Source organism: Mesorhizobium sp. M0030 (assembly GCF_040323695.1).
Classification (GTDB): Bacteria; Pseudomonadota; Alphaproteobacteria; order Rhizobiales; family Rhizobiaceae; genus Mesorhizobium.
Genome location: NZ_JAMYVE010000001.1, coordinates 484,090 through 502,810 on the forward strand (window position 1 = coordinate 484,090; position 18,721 = coordinate 502,810).

General features: G+C 63.1%; 14 protein-coding genes and 2 pseudogenes. 10 read left to right on the forward strand and 6 right to left on the reverse strand.

The genetic code is table 11. The features are described from left to right. The 4 genes and pseudogenes from xdhA to xdhC form a co-directional block, all read left to right on the forward strand. Entirely contained in the window at nt 1-1,482 is a 1,482-nt protein-coding gene (gene xdhA, locus NKJ80_RS02245) for a xanthine dehydrogenase small subunit (RefSeq protein WP_352496974.1), read from the forward strand. After that, a complete protein-coding gene (gene xdhB, locus NKJ80_RS02250; RefSeq protein ID WP_352496975.1) occupies nt 1,482-3,848 on the forward strand; it encodes a xanthine dehydrogenase molybdopterin binding subunit in 2,367 nt (788 codons plus the stop codon). The genes xdhA and xdhB overlap by 1 nt, the downstream gene beginning before the upstream one ends. Before the next feature lie 74 nt (nt 3,849-3,922). Then, nucleotides 3,923-4,129 (forward strand): annotated as a pseudogene (locus NKJ80_RS02255) (XdhC family protein); the annotation flags it as partial. A 226-nt stretch (nt 4,130-4,355) separates the two neighbouring features. Further along, nucleotides 4,356-5,036 (forward strand): annotated as a pseudogene (gene xdhC, locus NKJ80_RS02260) (xanthine dehydrogenase accessory protein XdhC); the annotation flags it as partial. Nucleotides 5,037-5,048: 12 nt separating this feature from the next. Here the strand turns inward: xdhC and NKJ80_RS02265 are convergent. Both NKJ80_RS02265 and NKJ80_RS02270 read right to left on the reverse strand, forming a co-directional pair. Next, nucleotides 5,049-6,299, reverse strand: a complete 1,251-nt coding sequence (locus NKJ80_RS02265; protein WP_023826671.1) for an LLM class flavin-dependent oxidoreductase — start codon at nt 6,297-6,299, stop codon at nt 5,049-5,051. Next, complete coding sequence (locus tag NKJ80_RS02270; RefSeq protein ID WP_352496976.1) at nt 6,296-7,273, reverse strand: LLM class flavin-dependent oxidoreductase; 978 nt, start codon at nt 7,271-7,273, stop codon at nt 6,296-6,298. Before NKJ80_RS02270 ends, NKJ80_RS02265 begins: the two co-directional genes overlap by 4 nt. A 268-nt stretch (nt 7,274-7,541) precedes the next feature. Between NKJ80_RS02270 and NKJ80_RS02275 the strand changes: the two genes are divergently transcribed. Beyond that, a complete protein-coding gene (locus tag NKJ80_RS02275; protein ID WP_352496977.1) occupies nt 7,542-8,072 on the forward strand; it encodes a hypothetical protein in 531 nt (176 codons plus the stop codon). 17 nt (nt 8,073-8,089) lie between these two features. Beyond that, nucleotides 8,090-8,407 (forward strand): hypothetical protein, encoded by a 318-nt coding sequence (locus NKJ80_RS02280; RefSeq protein WP_352496978.1) that lies wholly within the window; start codon nt 8,090-8,092, stop codon nt 8,405-8,407. Between the two features lie 2 nt (nt 8,408-8,409). On the opposite strand, the gene NKJ80_RS02285 is transcribed toward NKJ80_RS02280, so the two are convergent. After that, nucleotides 8,410-9,330, reverse strand: a complete 921-nt coding sequence (locus tag NKJ80_RS02285; RefSeq protein WP_352496979.1) for a LysR family transcriptional regulator — start codon at nt 9,328-9,330, stop codon at nt 8,410-8,412. Nucleotides 9,331-9,465: 135 nt separating this feature from the next. Here NKJ80_RS02285 and NKJ80_RS02290 point away from each other — a divergent pair, with 135 nt between their 5' ends. The 4 genes from NKJ80_RS02290 (at nt 9,466) to NKJ80_RS02305 (ending at nt 14,268) form a co-directional block, all read left to right on the forward strand. Beyond that, nucleotides 9,466-10,683 carry a urate hydroxylase PuuD gene (locus tag NKJ80_RS02290; protein WP_352496980.1) on the forward strand — a complete coding sequence of 406 codons (1,218 nt, stop codon included), beginning with the start codon at nt 9,466-9,468 and terminating at the stop codon, nt 10,681-10,683. 2 nt (nt 10,684-10,685) lie between these two features. Further along, nucleotides 10,686-12,002, forward strand: a complete 1,317-nt coding sequence (gene guaD, locus NKJ80_RS02295; protein WP_352496981.1) for a guanine deaminase — start codon at nt 10,686-10,688, stop codon at nt 12,000-12,002. A gap of 310 nt (nt 12,003-12,312) precedes the next feature. Continuing rightward, on the forward strand, nt 12,313-12,819 hold the full coding sequence (locus NKJ80_RS02300; RefSeq protein ID WP_023671370.1) for a heme-degrading domain-containing protein: 507 nt from the start codon (nt 12,313-12,315) through the stop codon (nt 12,817-12,819). A 168-nt stretch (nt 12,820-12,987) separates the two neighbouring features. After that, nucleotides 12,988-14,268 carry a glycerate kinase type-2 family protein gene (locus NKJ80_RS02305; RefSeq protein ID WP_352497098.1) on the forward strand — a complete coding sequence of 427 codons (1,281 nt, stop codon included), beginning with the start codon at nt 12,988-12,990 and terminating at the stop codon, nt 14,266-14,268. A 95-nt stretch (nt 14,269-14,363) separates the two neighbouring features. On the opposite strand, the gene NKJ80_RS02310 is transcribed toward NKJ80_RS02305, so the two are convergent. From NKJ80_RS02310 to NKJ80_RS02320, 3 genes are all read right to left on the reverse strand, one after another. Next, nucleotides 14,364-15,833 (reverse strand): UdgX family uracil-DNA binding protein, encoded by a 1,470-nt coding sequence (locus NKJ80_RS02310; RefSeq protein WP_352496982.1) that lies wholly within the window; start codon nt 15,831-15,833, stop codon nt 14,364-14,366. A 2-nt stretch (nt 15,834-15,835) separates the two neighbouring features. Then, complete coding sequence (locus tag NKJ80_RS02315; protein WP_023707780.1) at nt 15,836-17,071, reverse strand: putative DNA modification/repair radical SAM protein; 1,236 nt, start codon at nt 17,069-17,071, stop codon at nt 15,836-15,838. A 231-nt stretch (nt 17,072-17,302) separates the two neighbouring features. Next, complete coding sequence (locus tag NKJ80_RS02320) at nt 17,303-18,688, reverse strand: glutamine synthetase family protein (protein ID WP_023683505.1); 1,386 nt, start codon at nt 18,686-18,688, stop codon at nt 17,303-17,305. Between the last annotated feature and the right edge of the window lie 33 nt (nt 18,689-18,721).

Genomic DNA, 18,721 nt, shown 5'->3' on the forward strand with positions numbered 1-18,721 from the left:
ATGGCCAAGATCACCATACGCAACGAGATCCGCTTCATCCTCAATGGCAGGGATGTCGCGCTGTCGTCGGTGGCGCCCGACGCGACCTTGCTCGACTGGCTGCGGCTCGACCGCTCGCTGCGCGGCACCAAGGAAGGCTGCGCCGAGGGCGATTGCGGCGCCTGCACGGTCCTGGTCGGAAAATTGTCCGCCGGCAAGCTGGTTTATGAAAGCGTCAACGCCTGCATCCGTTTCCTCGGTTCGCTCGACGGCACCCATGTCGTCACCGTCGAGCATCTGCGCGGCGCGCCTGGCCAATTGCATCCGGTGCAGCAGGCGATGGTCGATTTCCACGCTTCGCAATGCGGCTTCTGCACGCCGGGCTTCGTCATGTCGCTCTACGGCTTGTGGATGAAGTCGCCGGACCCGTCGAATGCGGCGATCGAGAAGGCCTTGCAAGGCAATCTTTGCCGCTGCACCGGCTATGAGGCAATCATGCGCGCCGCGCGTGCCATCTCCAGCTACGGCAAGGCGGCGAAGGATCCGCTGGCGGCCGAGCGCAAGGCGATCACCGCCAGGCTCGAGGCTATGCATGACGGTGCCCGCGTCGAAATCGGCGCCGGCAAGCTGAGGTTGATCGTCCCGGCCAACGCCGATGATTTCGCCGCTGTACTGGATAAGGAACCCGACGCCACTGTTGTCGCCGGCTCGACCGACGTCGGCCTGTGGGTCACCAAGCACATGCGCGACATCTCACCGGTAGTCTTCATCGGCAATCTCGAGGGGCTGTGCGCGATCTCCGAAGACAATGACGTCATCACCATCGGCGCCGGCGTTACCTACACCGACGCCTTCGCGACACTGGCCAAGCGCATCCCCGCGCTCGGGCCATTGTTCGACCGCATCGGCGGCGAACAGGTACGAAACATGGGCACCATCGGCGGCAACATCGCCAATGGCTCGCCGATCGGCGACACGCCGCCGCCCCTGATCGCGCTTGGTGCGCAACTGACGCTGCGCCGCGCCAAGAAGCGGCGCACCATCGCGCTCGAGGATTTCTTCATCGCCTATGGCAAGCAGGACCGGCAGCCAGGCGAATTCGTCGAGGCCGTGCACGTTCCCGTGCCGGCCAAGGGCACGAAGTTTGCCGTCTACAAGATCACCAAGCGCCGCGACGAGGACATCACCGCAGCCCTTGGCGCCTTTTTCCTCGACTTGGCCAAGGACGGAACCGTGGCCGATATATGCATCGCCTATGGCGGCATGGCGGCCACCCCGAAGCGGGCTTTCGGTGTCGAAAAAGCGCTGCTCGGCAAGCCGTGGACGGAGACAACGGTGGAAGCGGCCATGGCTGAATATGCCGGCGATTTCACCCCGCTGACCGATATGCGGGCATCGGCCGAATACCGGGCGCTGGCGGCCAGGAACCTGCTGCTGCGCTTTTTTGCCGAAACCAGCGGCAGCAAGGCGCCGTTCCAGGTGTCACGCAACGAGGCGGCCTGATGAACAAGCACGCCTCTCCAGATCTCAAGGCGCAGAAGATTTCCGGTGGCGTCGCCGCCGACCAGCGCCACGATTCCGCGCACAAGCATGTCAGCGGCAGCGCGGTCTATATCGACGATATGCCGGAACCGGCGGGCATGCTGCATGGCTGCCTCGGCCTGTCCACGGCGACGCATGCGACGATCAGCAAAATGGATCTGTCGGCGGTGCGCGCGGCGCCGGGCGTCGTCGATGTGCTGACGGCCAAGGACGTTCCGGGCGAAAATGACATTTCGCCGACCGGTCGACACGACGAGCCGGTGCTGGCCGACGACAAGGTGCAGTTTTATGGTCAGCCGATCTTCTGCGTCATTGCCAAGACGCGCGAACAGGCGCGCCGCGCCACCCGGCTGGCCAAGATAGAATACAGTCCATTGCCTTTCGTCACCGACATTGGCGACCTCGACCCCCGCAAGGACAAGCTGGTCACGCCGCCACTGACCTTGAAGCGCGGCGATGCCGCCGCCGCGATCAAGGCGGCGCCGCGCCGGCTGAAGGGCAAGATGCGCATTGGCGGCCAGGAGCATTTCTATCTGGAAGGCCATATCGCCGTGGCCATTCCCGGCGAGGACCAGGACGTCACCATCTATTCCTCGACCCAGCATCCGAGCGAAGTGCAGCATATGGTCAGCCATGCGCTGGGCGTGCCGAGCAACGCCATCACAGTGGAAATCCGCCGCATGGGTGGCGGCTTCGGCGGGAAGGAGACGCAAGGCAACCAGTTTGCGGCATTGGCTGCGATCGCCGCCAAGAAACACCATCGCGCGGTAAAAATCCGGCCCGACCGCGACGACGACATGATCGCCACCGGCAAGCGCCATGATTTCCTTGTCGACTACGACGTTGGCTTCGACGACGACGGCAACATTTTAGGCGTCGATTTCATGTTTGCGGCGCGTTGCGGCTTTTCCTCGGACCTGTCCGGACCGGTCACCGACCGCGCGCTGTTCCATTGCGACAACACCTATTTCTGGCCGGCGGTGCATGCGCAATCGGCGCCGCTTTACACCAACACCGTGTCGAACACGGCGTTTCGCGGCTTCGGCGGCCCGCAGGGCATGGTCGGCGCCGAACGGGTCATCGACGAGGTTGCCTTTGCCGTCGGCAAGGACCCGCTCGAAATCCGCAAGCAGAATTTTTATGGCACCAGTGGTGATAAAGACGGGGGCCGCAACGTCACCCCTTATCACCAGACGGTCGAGGACAACATCATCCACCGCATCGTCGCCGAGCTGGAGGCGAGCGCCGACTATGCGGGGCGCCGCCGCATCATCCAGGCCTTCAACGCCAACAGCCGCTTCATCAAGCGCGGCCTGGCGCTGACGCCGGTCAAATTCGGCATCTCTTTCACAGCCACCCACTACAACCAGGCCGGCGCGCTGGTGCATGTCTACACAGACGGTTCGGTGCATCTGAATCACGGCGGCACCGAGATGGGGCAAGGCCTCTACGTCAAGGTGGCGCAGGTGGTGGCGGAAGAGTTCCAGATCGACCTCGACCAGGTCAAGATCACCGCGACGACCACCGGCAAGGTGCCCAACACTTCGGCCACCGCGGCGTCGTCCGGCACCGACCTCAACGGCATGGCGGCGCAGAACGGCGCCCGCCAGATCAAGGAACGGCTGACCGACTTCGCCGCCGAAAAATACCAGGTGCCGCGCGAGCAGGTGCTTTTCCTGCCGAACCGGGTGCGCATCGGCAACCAGGAGATCGCCTTCACCGACCTTGTCAAGCAGGCCTATATGGCCCGCATCCAACTGTCGGCGGCGGGTTTTTACAAGACGCCGAAAATCCACTGGAACCGTGACAAGGGCGAGGGCCGTCCGTTCTATTATTTCGCCTATGGCGCCTCGTGCTCGGAAGTCTCGGTCGACACGCTGACCGGCGAATATGTCGTCGAGCGCACCGACATATTGCATGAAACCGGCCGCTCGCTGAACCGCGCCATCGATCTCGGCCAGATCGAGGGCGGCTTCATCCAGGGCATGGGCTGGCTGACGACGGAGGAGCTGTGGTGGGACGACAAGGGCCGGCTGCGCACGCATGCGCCGTCGACCTATAAGATCCCGCTCGCGTCCGACCGGCCGAAGATATTCAACGTCACGCTGGCCGACTGGCCGGAGGCCAACGAGCCGACGGTGCACCGTTCCAAGGCGGTCGGCGAACCGCCCTTCCCGCTCGGCATGTCTGTGCTGCATGCGCTGTCGGACGCGGTGGCAAGTGTGGCCGATCATAAGGTCTGTCCGCGTCTCGACGCTCCTGCAACACCAGAACGGGTGCTGATGGCGATCGAACGGTTGAAGGGTGAAGCCGAGAATAGCGCCTGACTCTGACCTGGATTCTGGCAAAACGTGCAATTCAGACTGAAAAACTCTATATTTCCCGTACGGGAATGCGAAATATGAACTCGAAAGTGCAAAGCCTCAGAGCTTTTCTCGCCAGCGCCGGCCGGCTTGCTCTGGTCGAAGTGGCCGGCACCAAAGGCTCGACTCCGCGCGAGAAGGGCACCTTCATGCTCGTATCGCAGGCGGCGATTTTTGGCACGATCGGCGGCGGTCAGCTCGAGTACATGGCGATCGACAAGGCGAGGCAGATGGTGGGGTCTTCACCCTCCCCCTTGTCGGGAGGGTCGGGGGGGGGGGGGGGGGGGGCGGGGGGGGGGGGGGGGGGGGGGGGGGGGCCCCCCCGCGCGGGGGGGGGGGGGCGGCGGCGGGGGGGGGGGCCCGCCCCCCCCCCCCCCGGGGGGGTGGGGGGGGCACCCCCGGCCCCCCCCCCCCGGTTCCCCCCCCCCCCCCCCGCGCCGGCCGCTCACCGACCCTCCCCACAAGGGGGAGGGTAAAGAAGCCCGCATCGCGGTCGATGAAGTCCGCGCCACGCTTGACGTGCCGCTAGGCCCCGAGATCGGCCAGTGCTGCGGCGGGCGCGTCGAAGTCTTGATCCGTATCGTCGATGCCGCGCTTGCTGCCGAGCTGATCGCGGCCGCAGAAGCCGAGGAAGCCCACCTGCCGCATGTCTATATCTTCGGCGGCGGCCATGTCGGCCAGGCGCTGGCCTCGACCGTTGCACTTCTTCCCGTGCATGGCGTCGTCATCGAGACGCGGGCCGAAGCGCTGGAAGGTCTGCCGGAGACGGTCGAGAGGCGGCTGACGCCGATGCCCGAGGCCGAGGTGCGAAACGCTCCCGCCGGCACCGCCTTCGCCATCCTCACCCACGACCATGCGCTGGATTTCCTCATCGTCGCCGAGGCGCTGAAGCGCGACGACGCGGCCTATGTCGGCATGATCGGCTCGAAAACCAAGAGAGCGACGTTCAGGAACTGGTTCCTGAAATCGGCGGATGGCACGGAGGCTGAGTTCGCCCGCCTCGTCTCCCCGATCGGCGGCGACGCCGTCAGGGACAAGCGCCCGCCGGTGATCGCGGCGCTCGCGGCAGCCGAGATCATGACGGCACTGGTCGTTCACAACACCGCGCCGAATGCCGACCATGAAGTCCAGCACAAGATGATGGCCGGCTAAGCTTCGGCGCGGCTAAGCAGGCCGCTTCAGGCCGAGATGATCTCGCAAGGTGCTGCCTTCGTATTCCCGACGGAACAGTCCGCGCCGCTGCAGTTCCGGCACCACCAGCGTGGCAAAGGCATCGAGCTCGCCGGGGAAGTATGACGGCATGACGTTGAAGCCGTCCGCGCCGCCGCCCTCGAACCGCGCCTGCAATTCGTCAGCGATCTGCGCCGGCGTGCCGACGATACGCCAATGGCCACGTGCGCCGGCGAAATGGCGCGCTAGCTGGCGGATCGACAGGCCGTCGCGGCGCGATTGTTCGATGACCAGCGCCTGGCGGCTTTTCATGCCCTCGGTCTCCGGCAGCTCGGGCATCGGTCCGTCGATCGGATAGCTCCCGAGATCGGAGATGCTGAGATAGCTGGACAGCAGCGCCACGCCGACATCGTCAGGGATCAGCGCCTGCAATTCCTCCTGTTTCTCCCGCGCTTCGGCCTCGGTTTCCGCCACCACCGGGGAGACGCCGGGCATGATCTTGATGTCGTCGGGTTCCCGCCCATAGGCCGCCATACGGCCCTTGAGGTCGTCGTAAAAGGCCTTGGCTTCCTCGAGGGTCTGCGCCGCCGTGAACACCACGTCGGCCGTGCGTGCGGCAAGGTCGCGGCCGACATCCGAGGCGCCGGCCTGCACCATCACCGGCGCGCCCTGCGGCGAGCGCGGCAGGTCGAGCGGGTCGCGCACCGAAAAGCTCTGGCCGTTGTGACAGTGAAAGCCACTGCCTTGCCAAAGTCCCGATACCACCTCGGCGAATTCGCGCGCCCGCTCGTAGCGGTCGGCATGGGGTTTCAGGCCCGTCGCGCCGAAATTGGCGGCTTCGATGGGGCTGGCCGACGTCACCAGGTTCCAGCCAGCCCGGCCACCACTCAGATGATCGAGCGACAGAAAGGTGCGCGCCAGCCCATAGGGCTCGTTGTAGCTGGTCGAGGCCGTCGAAACGAGGCCGATGCGGCTGGTCTGGACGGCGAGCGCGGACAGCAGGCTGATCGGCTCGAAGCCGATCGAGCGTGAGGTCTGGCTGGCGATGCCGACATTGGCTTCGCGCAGGCCGGCGGCGTCCTCGCAGAACACCATGTCGAACTTCGCCGCTTCCGCCGTGCGCGCCAGCCGGATGTAATGATCGATGTCGATGCCTGCCGTGACATGCGCCTTGGGGTGACGCCAGGCGGCGATGTGGTGGCCCGTCGCCCACAGGAAGGCGCCAAGCTTCATCTGGCGGGTCATTGCGCTCCTCCGGCAAGTCTGAGATGCGAGCGCAAGGTGGTGCCGGGATAATCCGGGCGGACGAGGCTGCGGCGCTGCAATTCCGGCAGCACGCGGCCGATGAAACCGTCAATCGCGGCAGGCGGTATTGCGATGTTGAACCCGTCGCAGCTTTGCGAGCTGAACAATGTTTCGAGCGCGTTAGCAGCGACATCTGCGCCAACGTCCAGCAGCAGCTTGACCGCACCCGGATCGCGTCCGCAGGCCACAACGCGGCGCTTGAGATCGTCATGGCGCGCCTTGGCGTCCTCTGTGGGTCTGTCCAGCAGGACGACATCGGCGGTGCGGGCGGCGATATCCAGGTCGGCCTCGGACAGGCCGGACAGCACCAGCACCGGCGTATCCTGCGGCGAGCGCGCGACGTTCAGCGGCCCGCGCACGGAGAAAAATTCGCCTTTGTGGTCGAGCAAGTGCATTTTTTCGGGATCGTGGAAGCGGCCGCCGGCCTTGTCGAACAGCAGCGCGCCGGCATCCCAGCCCTGCCACAGGCGCTGAACGATGCCGATGTATTCCTGCGTGCGGCGGCGGAACACATCGTCGGAAAATCCATCCGGCCGGCTGAAATTGGCGGCTTCCCGTGGCGCCTGCGCCATGGTCGCGTGCCAGCCGGCGCGGCCATGGCTGATGATGTCGAGCGAAGCAAGACGGCGCGCCAGATTGTACGGCTGGTGAGCCACCGTCGAGGCTGCAGCGACAAGGCCGATCCGACTTGTCACCGTCGCCAGCGCCGCCAGCAAGGTCGTCGCTTCGAAGGCTACCAGTTGGTTTTGTGTGTCTTCGGAACCCGTCGCGGTATCGGCAAGCAGCACCATGTCCAGCCCGGCGGCTTCGGCCTTCTGCGCAAAGCTGGAAAGGCGATTGAATTCCGGCACATTCTGCGGCGAAGTGTCGAGGATCGGTGAAACGGCAAGATGCATCATGGTGCCGTTGGGCATCGGTCTTCCCTGGCAACAGATATTTCGCGAAAATTATCATCGCCGTCAGCGCGTAAATCAACCCGATCCGTGATGCCAGTAGGCCATCATTTCCCAGCCAGAACGCCATCGATAGGCCGCAGGGTAAGCGCGGCCACTGCTTCCTTTGAGCCGACAGCCGAGGCCTGAAAGGAATTATTCAAGCCACGATCGCAACTGCAAGAAATTTATGCTTGATTTGCTAATTTAGAAATGAGCAATATAAGTTATCATTGGTAGGGGGTAGGAAATGACACCAAAGAATGTGACCCAGGCTTTTTCCTGCTTGACTTTCTCTTTTTTTGTTACGGCATGTGTCGCGATTGTATCGCCATATGACATCACGTTTGATCAGACGCTGAACAAACTATCACAGGACACTTCAACATTTTTGGCTGCCGCTTCAGCCGGGGGTAGTGAGCGAGGCTATTCTTCGAAAGAAACAGTGGCCTACTACGCGTCGACCTACAATGTGCTGGATCGGCTGGAGCAGAGGGCCAGATTGACGAGAGCGATGGTCGCGTGCCCCACAGATGCCACTCTGCGTGACTTTGCGGCGGTGGCGACAAGTCGTACGCAACTGCCCCCCGACTATCTGAGCTTCGATTGCCGTGAGTTCCAACTCTACGCGGTTCAATTCTATGTCGACCAACTGCACTACGCCCATGAGAATGACGGCGTCTTGAACAAGTCGGAAGTGAACGCTCTCGGCGGCACCCTGCAAGCCTCCATTATGGGCGCGATCCAGACCTTTCTCGTGAATAAACCCGAGAAAGCATGATTTAAGGAGGAGACAAAATGGCCGATCTAGCGAAGCAAATATTGGCGCAAGCTGCCGCCACCGGCGGTGAGACGTGGGGCAAAATCCAGAAGTCGGCGCCTCTGTACGTTAAATCCTATGCGCAATCACTGGTCGACATCGCTGCAGGCGTCGTTGCCGGCGAGATTACAAAAAAAGACGCGAAAATGTACGTGCAGAATGCCCACCTGTTACTGGTTATGGGCATCGCAAACACGTCCCACATCATTCTTGCCCAGGTTCAGAAGTTCATCGACGGCGTGATCGCGACTCTTAAAAGCGCTATTAATGCGGCGCTGCCGATAGCGATCCTGTAATTCTACCGGCCGGCCAGCAAATCCTTGATCAGCCGCTGGCAACGCTCGGCCATGAAGTCGAGCAACAGCCGCACCTTCGGGTCCTGCAGCTTCTTGTGCGGATAGACGGCGGCGAACTGCACCGGCGTTGGCGGCGTGCTGGCCAGGATGACCTGCAGCCGCCGGTCCCGGATGAAGGGTTCGACCTCGAAGCGCGGCTTGTTGATGATGCCGCGGCCCGACAGCGCCCAGCCGGTCAGCACATCGCCATCGTCGGTGTCGTAGGGGCCGTGCACCTCGAATTTCTGCGGGCCGGACGGCGTCTGCAGCGTCCAGACATATTCGCGCGCCCCGGAATAGCGCAGCATCAGGCAGTCGTGCTTCTTGCCGATCAGCTCCTGTGGCTCCACCGGCTCGCCGCGCGCTTCGAGATATTTCGGTGCCGCCACCAGCACGCGTTCACATTCCATGATCCCGCGCATCCGCAGGCTGGAATCCTCGATGATGCCGAGCTTGAAGGCGACGTCGATGCCTTCCTTCATGATGTCGATATTGTGGTCGGAGAGCCTCAGCCGCACCTCGATATCGGGGTATTTGTCGTGGAAATCCGGAATGCCCGACGCCACCAGCCGCCGTCCGAGGCCGAGCGGTGCGGTCACCTTGATGGTGCCGCGCGGTTGGCCGGAAAGAGCCGAGACCGCGGCTTCCGCCTCGGTGATCGCCTCCAGCACCTGCTTGGCGCCGGAGTAGAACACCGTGCCATGCTCCGTCGGCATCAATTGCCGTGTGGTGCGGTTGAACAGCCGCACGCCGAGGTGTTTTTCCAGCTCCTTGATGCGGTTGGAGGCGACCGCCGGCGAAATGCGCATGTCGCGGCCTGCCGCCGAGAGATTACCAAGCTCGACGACGCGGACGAAGACGGCGATGTTGTCGAGATAGGCCATTCGTGGCTCTTTATGTGGCGGCGTACGTGGTCAGCCTAGTATTTTCCATTTTTTTTTGAAAGTCATCGTACACCTCGCCTCTTTTCGTTTGCGCCCGACACCGTAAAGTCAGCCGATCGGCAGGGACGATTTCAAATGATGGATTTCGCGATTTTCTGGGACTGGCTGAGTTTCGCCGTGCGCTGGCTGCACGTCGTCACCGGCATCGCCTGGATCGGCTCGTCCTTCTATTTCGTCGCGCTCGACCTTGGGCTGCGCCAGCGCCCCGGCATGCCGGCCGGCGCATTCGGCGAGGAATGGCAGGTGCATGGCGGCGGCTTCTACCACGTCCAGAAATATCTGGTGGCGCCGGCCGAAATGCCGGAACACCTGACCTGGTTCAAGTGGGAATCCTACGCCACATGGTTGTCCGGCTTCGCCATGCTGTGCGTGGTCTACTATGCCGGCGCCGATTTGTTCCTGATCGACCCCAATGTTCTGTCCATGTCGGTTCCCGTGGGCATCCTGCTGTCGATGGCGACGATCGGCGTCGGCTGGGTTGTCTACGATCTGCTCTGCCGGTCGCCGCTCGGCAAAAGTGACACCGGACTGATGCTGGTGCTCTATGGCGTGCTGGTGTTCATCGCCTGGGGGCTGACGCATCTGTTCACCGGCCGCGCCGCTTTCCTGCATCTGGGCGCCATCACCGCCACGATCATGTCGGCCAACGTCTTCATGGTGATTATTCCAAACCAGAAGATCGTCGTCGCCGACCTGATTGCCGGCCGCAAGCCCGACCCGAAATACGGCAAGATCGCCAAGCAGCGCTCGCTGCACAACAATTACCTGACGCTGCCCGTGCTGTTCCTGATGCTGTCGAACCACTATCCGCTGGCGTTTGCGACGGAGTTCAACTGGGTCATCGCCTCGCTGGTGTTCATCATCGGCGTCTTGATCCGGCACTATTTCAACACCGTGCACAAGCGTGCCGGCAATCCGCACTGGACCTGGATGGCAGCTGCCGTTCTGTTCATGATCATCATGTGGCTGTCGACAGCGCCGAAAATACTGACCGGCGAGCCCAAGGCATCCGCCGCGGCCGAAGTCTATATCGCCTCGTCGCATTTCCCGGCGGTGCGCGACACCGTGCTTGGCCGCTGCTCGATGTGCCATACGGCCGAGCCGGTCTATGAAGGCATCTACCATGCGCCGAAGGGCGTGATGCTCGACACCGACGCCGGCATTGCCGAGCATGCGCGTGAAATCTATTTGCAGGCCGGGCGCAGCCACGCCATGCCGCCCGCCAACGTCACCCAGATCAGCGACAAGGAACGGGCGCTGCTGGTCGCCTGGTTCGAAGGCGCAGGGAAATAGGGATGACCTCCACACTTCTGCGCGGCCGCACCCTAAGTTTTTTGCGCTGGCCCGAAGCCATCGACGACCATGCCGCCTGGCGCTATGAGGAGGATGGCGGCCTGCTGATCCGCGACGGCCGGATCGTTGCCGTAGGCAGCTACACGGAAGTCGAAAAGCAAGCGGGCGACGGTGCGAAAAAGATCGATCATCGGCCGCATCTGCTGCTGCCCGGCTTCATCGATGCGCATGCGCATTTTCCGCAGATGCAGGTCATTGCCTCCTACGGCGCCGAACTGCTCGACTGGCTGAACACCTACACCTTTCCCGAAGAGACCAAATTCGCCAACGCTCAGCATGGCCGCCGCATCGCTCGGCTGTTCCTGGACGAGATGGTGCGCCACGGCACGACGACGGTCGCCGCCTACTGCTCGGTGCACAAGGCGTCTGCCGAAGCGTTCTTTGCCGAATCGCATGCGCGCGGCATGCTCAACATTGCCGGCAAGGTGATGATGGACCGCAATGCGCCGGCAGGCGTGCTCGACACGCCGCAATCCGGCTATGACGATACGAAGGCGCTGATTGCGGAATGGCACGGCAAGGGCCGCCAGCTTTATGCGATCACGCCGCGCTTCGCCATCACATCCTCGCCCGAGCAGCTGGAGATGGCCGGCACGCTCTGCCGCGAAAACCCCGACCTGCACATGCAGACGCATCTGTCGGAAAACCACGCCGAAATCGCCTTCACGCAAAAACTCTATCCGCAGGCGCGCGACTACACCGATGTCTACGAGCAGTATGGCCTGCTGGGGCCAAAGAGCCTGTTCGGCCACTGCATCCATCTCTCGGAACGAGAGGCCGATGCGCTGTCGGACTCAGGCTCCGTGGCGGTGTTCTGCCCGACCTCGAACCTGTTCCTCGGCTCCGGCCTGTTCAACTACCAGCGCATTCGTCGCCGCGACAAGCCGCTCAGGATCGCTGCCGCCACCGATGTCGGCGGCGGCACCAACTATTCGATGCTGCGCACCATGGACGAGGGCTACAAGGTGATTGCGCTGAATGGCGAAAAGCTGAACCCGTTCCAGTCCTTCTGGCAATTAACACGTGGCAATGCCGAGGCGCTGTCTGTGGCGGACAAGGTCGGCACGCTGGATGAAGGCACCGACGCGGACATCACCGTGCTCGACGCCCGCGCCACGCCGGCGATGCGGCTGAGGATGGAGACTGTGGAGACGCTGGCGGAGGAGCTGTTCCTGCTGCAGACATTGGGCGACGACCGTGCCGTGCGCGAGGTCTATGTCGCGGGGCGGCCGGCCAAGATCGATATGATCGCGGGTTAGGACTCATCATCCGCGCGGGACAAGATGATGATTGCGCCTGGTTGCCAAGAGGTTCCCCCACTCCGTCGCCCCTGCGCGGCGCCAACTCTCCCCCTCCGGAGGGAGAGGAAGGAGCCTTTGCTTCGGAGGACGGGCGCCGGTTCGGACAGCTTTGCGCCCTTCCTCTACCCCGTCGATCGGGGGAGAGGTGTCGAGAGAAGCTCGACGGAGTGGGGGGCGATCCTGGCGGGGCAAGACCACCACCGCGACGAGACCTTGACCGGGCGGAGCTTGTCGTACACACGATTTGTGACGATTTCGGAGAACAAAAATGGCCGCCGCAGACGACATCGCTCTGATCCAGAAACAGGAAGAGACGCTGGTCTTCCCGGCCTTCGACGAGGCCGTCGCGTTCAAGGTCGGCGCGGCGATCCGCGAGCGGGCGCTGGCCGAAAAGCTGCCCATCATCATCGATATCAGGCTGTGGGATCGGCCGCTGTTTTATGCCGCGATGCCCGGTTCAAACGCCTCCAACCCCGACTGGGCACGACGCAAGATCAATGTGGTCAAGCGCTACCTCAGGAGCACCTATCGTCTGGTGCTGGAACAGCAGCGACCGGACCGCACCTTCAAGGTCGGCGAGGGGCTGGATATTGCTGATTACGTACTGGCCGGCGGCGGGTTTCCGGTGACTGTAAAGGGTGCCGGCGTCATCGGCGTCATCGCCGTCTCCGGCCTGCCGGAACGCCAGGATCATGGCGTCGTCGTCGATGCACTGTGCGATCATCTCGGCGTCGATCGGACACAATTGGCGCTGCCGCCGGAAGGTAAATCGTGACGTTGGCGCTGCCCCTCATCCGCCTGCCGGCACCTTCTCCCCGTATAGTGACGGGGAGAAAGGACAAGCTCGAGCGCTGGCGATCCCCTCTCCCCGTCTTTCACGGGGTGAGGGTGAGGGGCAGCGCCAACGTTTGCTCATTTTGAAAACCGCCAGTTACGGCCAAGGATAACCGTGCTCGATCCCAAATCCTTTCTCATCTCGATCTTCAATGCCGCTGTTGCCGCTGCCGATCCTGAACGGACCATCAGGGATCATCTGCCGGCCAGGCCCAAGGGCCGTACCATTGTCATTGGCGCCGGCAAGGGCTCGGCGCAGATGGCGGCCGCGTTCGAGAAGGTGTGGGATGGCCCAATCGAAGGGCTGGTCGTCACTCGCTACGGCTATGGCGCCAGATGCGAGCGCATCGAAATCATCGAGGCGGCACATCCGGTACCGGACGCTGCCGGTCTTGAGGCGTCGCGGCGCCTGCTCGAAAAGGTGCAAAGGCTGACTGCGGACGACCTGGTAGTGGCGCTGATATCGGGCGGAGGATCGGCGCTGCTGCCGTCGCCTGCCGCTGGCCTGACGCTCGCCGACGAAATCGCCGTCAACGAGGCGCTGCTCGCCTCCGGCGCGCCGATCGCGGCCATGAACACCATCCGCAAGCATGTCTCAACCATCAAGGGCGGCCGGCTGGCAGCTGCCGCCTGGCCGGCCAAACTGGTATCACTGGTTGTCTCTGACATTCCCGGCGACAACCCGGCGCTGGTGGCCTCCGGCCCGACCGTGCCCGACTCCGGCAACCGGGCGGATGCGCTGGCCTCGATAGCGGCCTACGGCATAAAACTGCCCGACGCCGTCATGGCGCACATCAACTCGCCAGAGGCCGATGCGCCAGATCCGGATGACCAGCGCTTTTCACGCAATGAAGTGCACCTGATCGCCTCGGCTGGCGTGTCGCTGGAAGCGGCAGCCGCTGAGGCAAAACGGCAAGGCATCGAAGCCGTCATCCTCTCCGATTCCATCGAGGGCGAGGCGCGCGAGGTCGGTGGCGTGCATGCAGCCATTGCGCGCGAAGTGGCGACGCGCAACCGGCCGTTCCAAAAGCCGGTGCTGATCCTGTCCGGCGGCGAGACGACCGTGACGTTGCGGGCCCCTGTTGACGGAAAAAGGGGCAAGGGCGGCCGCAACTCCGAATTCCTGCTCGCCTTTGCCATCGGTATCAGCCGCGCGGAAGGTATTCATGCACTGGCCGCCGATACCGACGGCATCGATGGCTCTGAAGACAATGCCGGCGCCTTTGCCGATGGCTCGACTGTCTCGCGCATGCGTGCCGCCGGCGTCGACGCCAAGGCGATGCTGGCCGGCAACAATGCCTGGACGGCGTTCAACGCGATCGGCGATCTGTTCGTGCCGGGGCCGACGGGTACGAATGTGAATGATCTGAGGGCAATTCTAATCAGTTAATTCGGCCGTGGCGGCCGAAGTTTCCAACGTTGGATTCACGACCGTAGGTGATTGGCTGAAGCCACTCAGCTTCGTCGCTGAGGCTTTCGCTCATCTCACGACCCCATCAGCCGCTTCACCTCTTTCATATCCTTTAGGAACCGCTCGCGCTCAGCCTCCTTGTCTGTCGGCTCGTGAATGCGCAGGATAAAGGACGGGTGGATGGTGATGAACACGCGCAAGCCATCCTCGCGTTCGATCACCTGGCCGCGCATTTTCGTCACAGCAATGGCCTTGCCCAGCAGCGACAACGCCGCCGTTGCCCCAAGCGCCACGGCGAGGTCCGGCTTGATCAGCTCAAGCTCCCGGCCGATCCACCAGCGGCAGGCCTGGACTTCGCCGGTATTTGGCTTCGAGTGGATGCGGCGCTTGCCGCGCGGCTCGAACTTGAAGTGCTTGACGGCGTTGGTGACGTAGACTTTTTGCCGGTCGACGCCTGCGTCATCGAGAATTGCATCGAACACTTTGCCCGCTGGCCCGACAAAAGGTTTGCCGGCGAGATCTTCCTGATCGCCAGGTTGTTCGCCGACGAAGACCACTTTGGCGTCATCCGGCCCCTCGCCGAACACGGTCTGTGTCGCGTCGCGCCAGAGCGGGCAGCGACGACAACCCTTTGCAGCCTCGCGCAAATCGGAAATCGTCTTGGCATCGTCTTCATCCGGCGCCTCGGCCGGCTCGGGCTTCGGCCAATGTCTTGCCTGCAGCTTGGCGTGGTGCGGCGCCGGCGTCGTCGGTTGTCTGGCAATCATGGCTATAGCGGCCTCGTCCGCTCCTGCGATCAGATCTGGAATGAGCGAGGCCTCGGGAAGGTTCCGCCAATATTTCTTCGGCATCTCCTTCTGCATCGCCTTCACCTTGAGCCGCGCCGGGTTGAAGATGTTCTGGAAATAGGTCAGCCACAACGCCTCGGTGTCGTCCTGATCGGGTGCATCGCCCTTGGCCGCACCCGGGCCGATCGCCAGCCTTTCGCCATTCCAGTCGGCGGAGGCATAGGGCGTCAGGACGGTCCAGCGCATGCCGGTGAACCGCCGGACGAAGAAATCCGCGTTGCGCTCGACAATGAAATGCTCCGGCTCGAACCAGGCGACGTAGCGCTCGTCCTCGCCGTAGCCGATCTTCCGGAAGCGTACGAAGGCATGCATCTTATGGCTGTCGCGCCGCACCGCCTTTTCCATGGCTTCGAGCCGCCTGGTGTCGGGATCGGATGCGATCGCCAGCAGTTTCGGCTCGGTGCGCAGGCGACAAAGCATCCAGTAGAGAAAGGCAAACCGGCCGGGGTCGGAGTGGCAGAAGGCGGTTTCGGCATGGGCGATGAACTCGCGCGGGACGGTAAGCTGCGCGCCCTCTGGCACCGCCGGCAAGGCATCTTGAGGATCATTGGCGTCGGACCCGACACCCCAACTAATATCCTCAGGTCGGACCTCGTTCAGCGCCAGACGCCGTGCCGCATCGCGCCAACCGGCGAAATCGGTCTGGCTCGCTAGCCGGACAGTGTATCGGGCAAGGTCGAGCTGGGCCGGCTGCATGGTCAAAACAGCGACAGTTGTTCGCAGGACTTTACGATCGTATCGCGCAGGCCTGTCTTGTCGGTGAGTCCGCCCGGCGACCAGCCTTCGGCGATGATGAAGGGCCTCAGCTTGGCGATCGAATGGCAGATCCGTCCGACATCTTCCAGCCGCATACGTCGGTGGCGGCGGGTTTCAAGGATCTTCGCCACCACCTTGGTGCCCAGACCCGGAACCCGCAGCAGCGCTTCCCGATCGGCGCGGTTGATGTCGACGGGAAACCTCGCCCGATTGCGCAAAGCCCAGGCGAGCTTGGGGTCAATGGCGAGATCGAGCATGCCGTCGCTGCTGCCGGCGAGGATTTCCGGCTGCGAAAAGCCGTAGAAGCGCATCAGCCAGTCGGCCTGATAGAGCCGGTGCTCGCGCATCAGCGGCGGTTTCTGGAGCGGCAGCGACGATGACGAATCCGGGATCGGGCTGAAGGCGGAGTAATAGACGCGCCGCAGATGGTAGCTGCCATAGAGCCGCGCACTGGAGTGCAAGATACCGTCGTCGGATGTCTTGTCGGCGCCGACGATCATCTGCGTCGACTGACCTCCGGGCGCAAAGCGTTCGCGCTTCTTGGTCCGCAACGTCGGCTCGGCCTTTTCCTCCATCTTCCGGCGCAGGTTCGCCATGGAAAGCCGGATCGTTTGCGGCTTCTTCTCCGGCGCCAGTTTCTTCACGCCCTCATCGGTCGGCAGTTCGACATTGATAGACAGCCGGTCGGCGTAGAGCCCGGCCTGCTCGACCAGTTCGGCCGAGCTTTCCGGAATGGTCTTCAGATGAATATAGCCGGAGAATTTTTCGTCCAGCCGCAGCCGCCGCGCCACCTCCACCATCTCGGCCATGGTCTCGTCCGGGGAGCGGATGACTCCTGAGGACAGGAAGAGGCCCTCGATGTAGTTGCGCCGATAAAAGTCCATGGTCAGCTTCACCACCTCGTCGATGCTAAAGCGGGCGCGGCGCACATTCGATGACGAGCGGTTCATGCAGTAGCTGCAATCGTAAATGCAGAAATTGGTGAGCAGGATTTTCAGGAGCGAAATGCAGCGGCCATCCGGCGCGTAGGAATGGCAGATGCCCATGCCTTCTGTGGAGCCGATACCGCCGGATTGGAGCGAATCCTTCTTCGCCGAGCCGGACGAAGCACAGGAGGCGTCGTATTTGGCGGCGTCAGACAGGATTGCCAGCTTTTCACGGACGGTGGGCGCGCTCATCCGTTCATGATATGTTCTTGAAGGCTGCAGCGCCACCTCATTTGATGCAGGCGGCGAAAAAGTGATCGCCGCCCGCCGTCAGGGCAATCAGAGACCGTTTCGAAATTCGCTCTGGCGAGTCATATGGTGGTGGTTTCGAGAACCGAAGCGCAGCGGACATTTGGTCCGTGAGCATCGGAAGCGCAGAAACCACCATCGATGGCCGCCGGAGTAGAATTTCGAAACGGTCTCTCAGACCTCGTGCAGGTAGAGGTGGTAGTCCAGCTCGCTCACCGTACGCGCGACGCGCAGATACTCCGACTGCTTGATCGCCACGAAGGTGCGATGCAGATCCTCGCCAAGCGCCTCTTTCAGGAAGCTCGAGGCGCGCGCCGCCTCGATCGCGGCGCGCCAGTCGACCGGCATGGTCGTGCGCGTGACAGCGGCTTCATAGCCATTCCCAGTGGTTTCAGGGCCGGGGTCGAGGCCTTCGTCCAGACCCTTGATGATGCCGGCCAGCACCGTTGCCGCGATCAGGTAGGGATTGGCGTCGACGCCCGACGGCCGGTGCTCGATGCGCCGGTTCTTGGCGTCGCCGGCCGGCACGCGCAGCGCCACCGAACGGTTGTTGACGCCCCAGGTCGGCGCCACCGGCGCATAGGACTGCGAGACGAAGCGCCGCCAGGAATTGGCGTGCGGCGCAAACACCAGCATCGATTCGGCCATGGTCTGGATCAGCCCGCCGAGCCCCTGCAGCAGCGGCAGCGACCAGCTTTCGCCGCCGGCTTCGGCAAAAACGTTGCGGCCGTTCTTGTCCTGCAGCGAAACATGGAAATGCATGCCGGAGCCGGCATATTTTTCGATCGGCTTGGCCATGAAGCAGGCGGTAACACCATGGCGGCGCGCCTGCGCCCGCACCAGCCGCTTCAACATGACGAGGTCGTCGGCCGCCCGCATGACATCCTTGCGGTAGTTCAGCGTCAGCTCGTACTGGCCGGGCGCGTATTCGGAAATCACCGTTTCGGCCGGAATGCCTTGCGCCTTAGCCGCGGCATAGATGTCGGAAAACAGCGGCTCCATGCCGTGCAGATGGTCGACGGAATAGACTTCCGTCTTGGCCGAGCGGCGGCCGTCGAGCACGGCATCCGCCGGTTTCACCTTGCCATCGGCATCGCGCTCATTGGCCAGCAGGAAAAATTCGAGTTCGAAGGCGCCGGCGGGATAGAGGCCCTTGGCCGCCAAGATGTCGACCTGCCTGGCCAGCGCCAAGCGCGGGTCCGACGACATTGGCTGTCCCTCGAGATGGTACATCGCCATCAGCAACTGGCCGCGCGGCGGGTTCGTGCCGTAAAGCGGCACCAGCGTGCCGGGAATGGGCCATGCCCTGAGATCGCCGTCTCCAGTCGTCCAGATCAGCCCGGTTTCGTGCACATCCTCGCCGGTGATGTCGAGGCCGAGGATCGAGATCGGCATGTGGCGGCCGCCCTCGAAGATGCTTTTCAGCTCATGCCGGCGCACGATCTTGCCGCGGCCGACGCCGTTGGCGTCGGTCAAGACGATATCGAAGGCTTCGATTTCGGGATGGGCGTCGAGAAAGGCTTGCGCCTCGGCGGGCGTCGAGCCCGAAGGTGAAGTCATGATTAGTGTACTCGAGTTTGGCTTGGCAGCTTG

What these genes read in the sequence shown, in the direction of transcription:
- xdhA (WP_352496974.1), top strand. Translation starts at nt 1, where the DNA reads ATGGCCAAGATCACCATACGCAACGAGATCCGCTTCATCCTCAATGGC.
- xdhB (WP_352496975.1), top strand. Translation starts at nt 1,482, where the DNA reads ATGAACAAGCACGCCTCTCCAGATCTCAAGGCGCAGAAGATTTCCGGT.
- NKJ80_RS02265 (WP_023826671.1), bottom strand. Translation starts at nt 6,299, where the DNA reads ATGACCCGCCAGATGAAGCTTGGCGCCTTCCTGTGGGCGACGGGCCAC.
- NKJ80_RS02270 (WP_352496976.1), bottom strand. Translation starts at nt 7,273, where the DNA reads ATGCCCAACGGCACCATGATGCATCTTGCCGTTTCACCGATCCTCGAC.
- NKJ80_RS02275 (WP_352496977.1), top strand. Translation starts at nt 7,542, where the DNA reads ATGACACCAAAGAATGTGACCCAGGCTTTTTCCTGCTTGACTTTCTCT.
- NKJ80_RS02280 (WP_352496978.1), top strand. Translation starts at nt 8,090, where the DNA reads ATGGCCGATCTAGCGAAGCAAATATTGGCGCAAGCTGCCGCCACCGGC.
- NKJ80_RS02285 (WP_352496979.1), bottom strand. Translation starts at nt 9,330, where the DNA reads ATGGCCTATCTCGACAACATCGCCGTCTTCGTCCGCGTCGTCGAGCTT.
- NKJ80_RS02290 (WP_352496980.1), top strand. Translation starts at nt 9,466, where the DNA reads ATGATGGATTTCGCGATTTTCTGGGACTGGCTGAGTTTCGCCGTGCGC.
- guaD (WP_352496981.1), top strand. Translation starts at nt 10,686, where the DNA reads ATGACCTCCACACTTCTGCGCGGCCGCACCCTAAGTTTTTTGCGCTGG.
- NKJ80_RS02300 (WP_023671370.1), top strand. Translation starts at nt 12,313, where the DNA reads ATGGCCGCCGCAGACGACATCGCTCTGATCCAGAAACAGGAAGAGACG.
- NKJ80_RS02310 (WP_352496982.1), bottom strand. Translation starts at nt 15,833, where the DNA reads ATGCAGCCGGCCCAGCTCGACCTTGCCCGATACACTGTCCGGCTAGCG.
- NKJ80_RS02315 (WP_023707780.1), bottom strand. Translation starts at nt 17,071, where the DNA reads ATGAGCGCGCCCACCGTCCGTGAAAAGCTGGCAATCCTGTCTGACGCC.
- NKJ80_RS02320 (WP_023683505.1), bottom strand. Translation starts at nt 18,688, where the DNA reads ATGACTTCACCTTCGGGCTCGACGCCCGCCGAGGCGCAAGCCTTTCTC.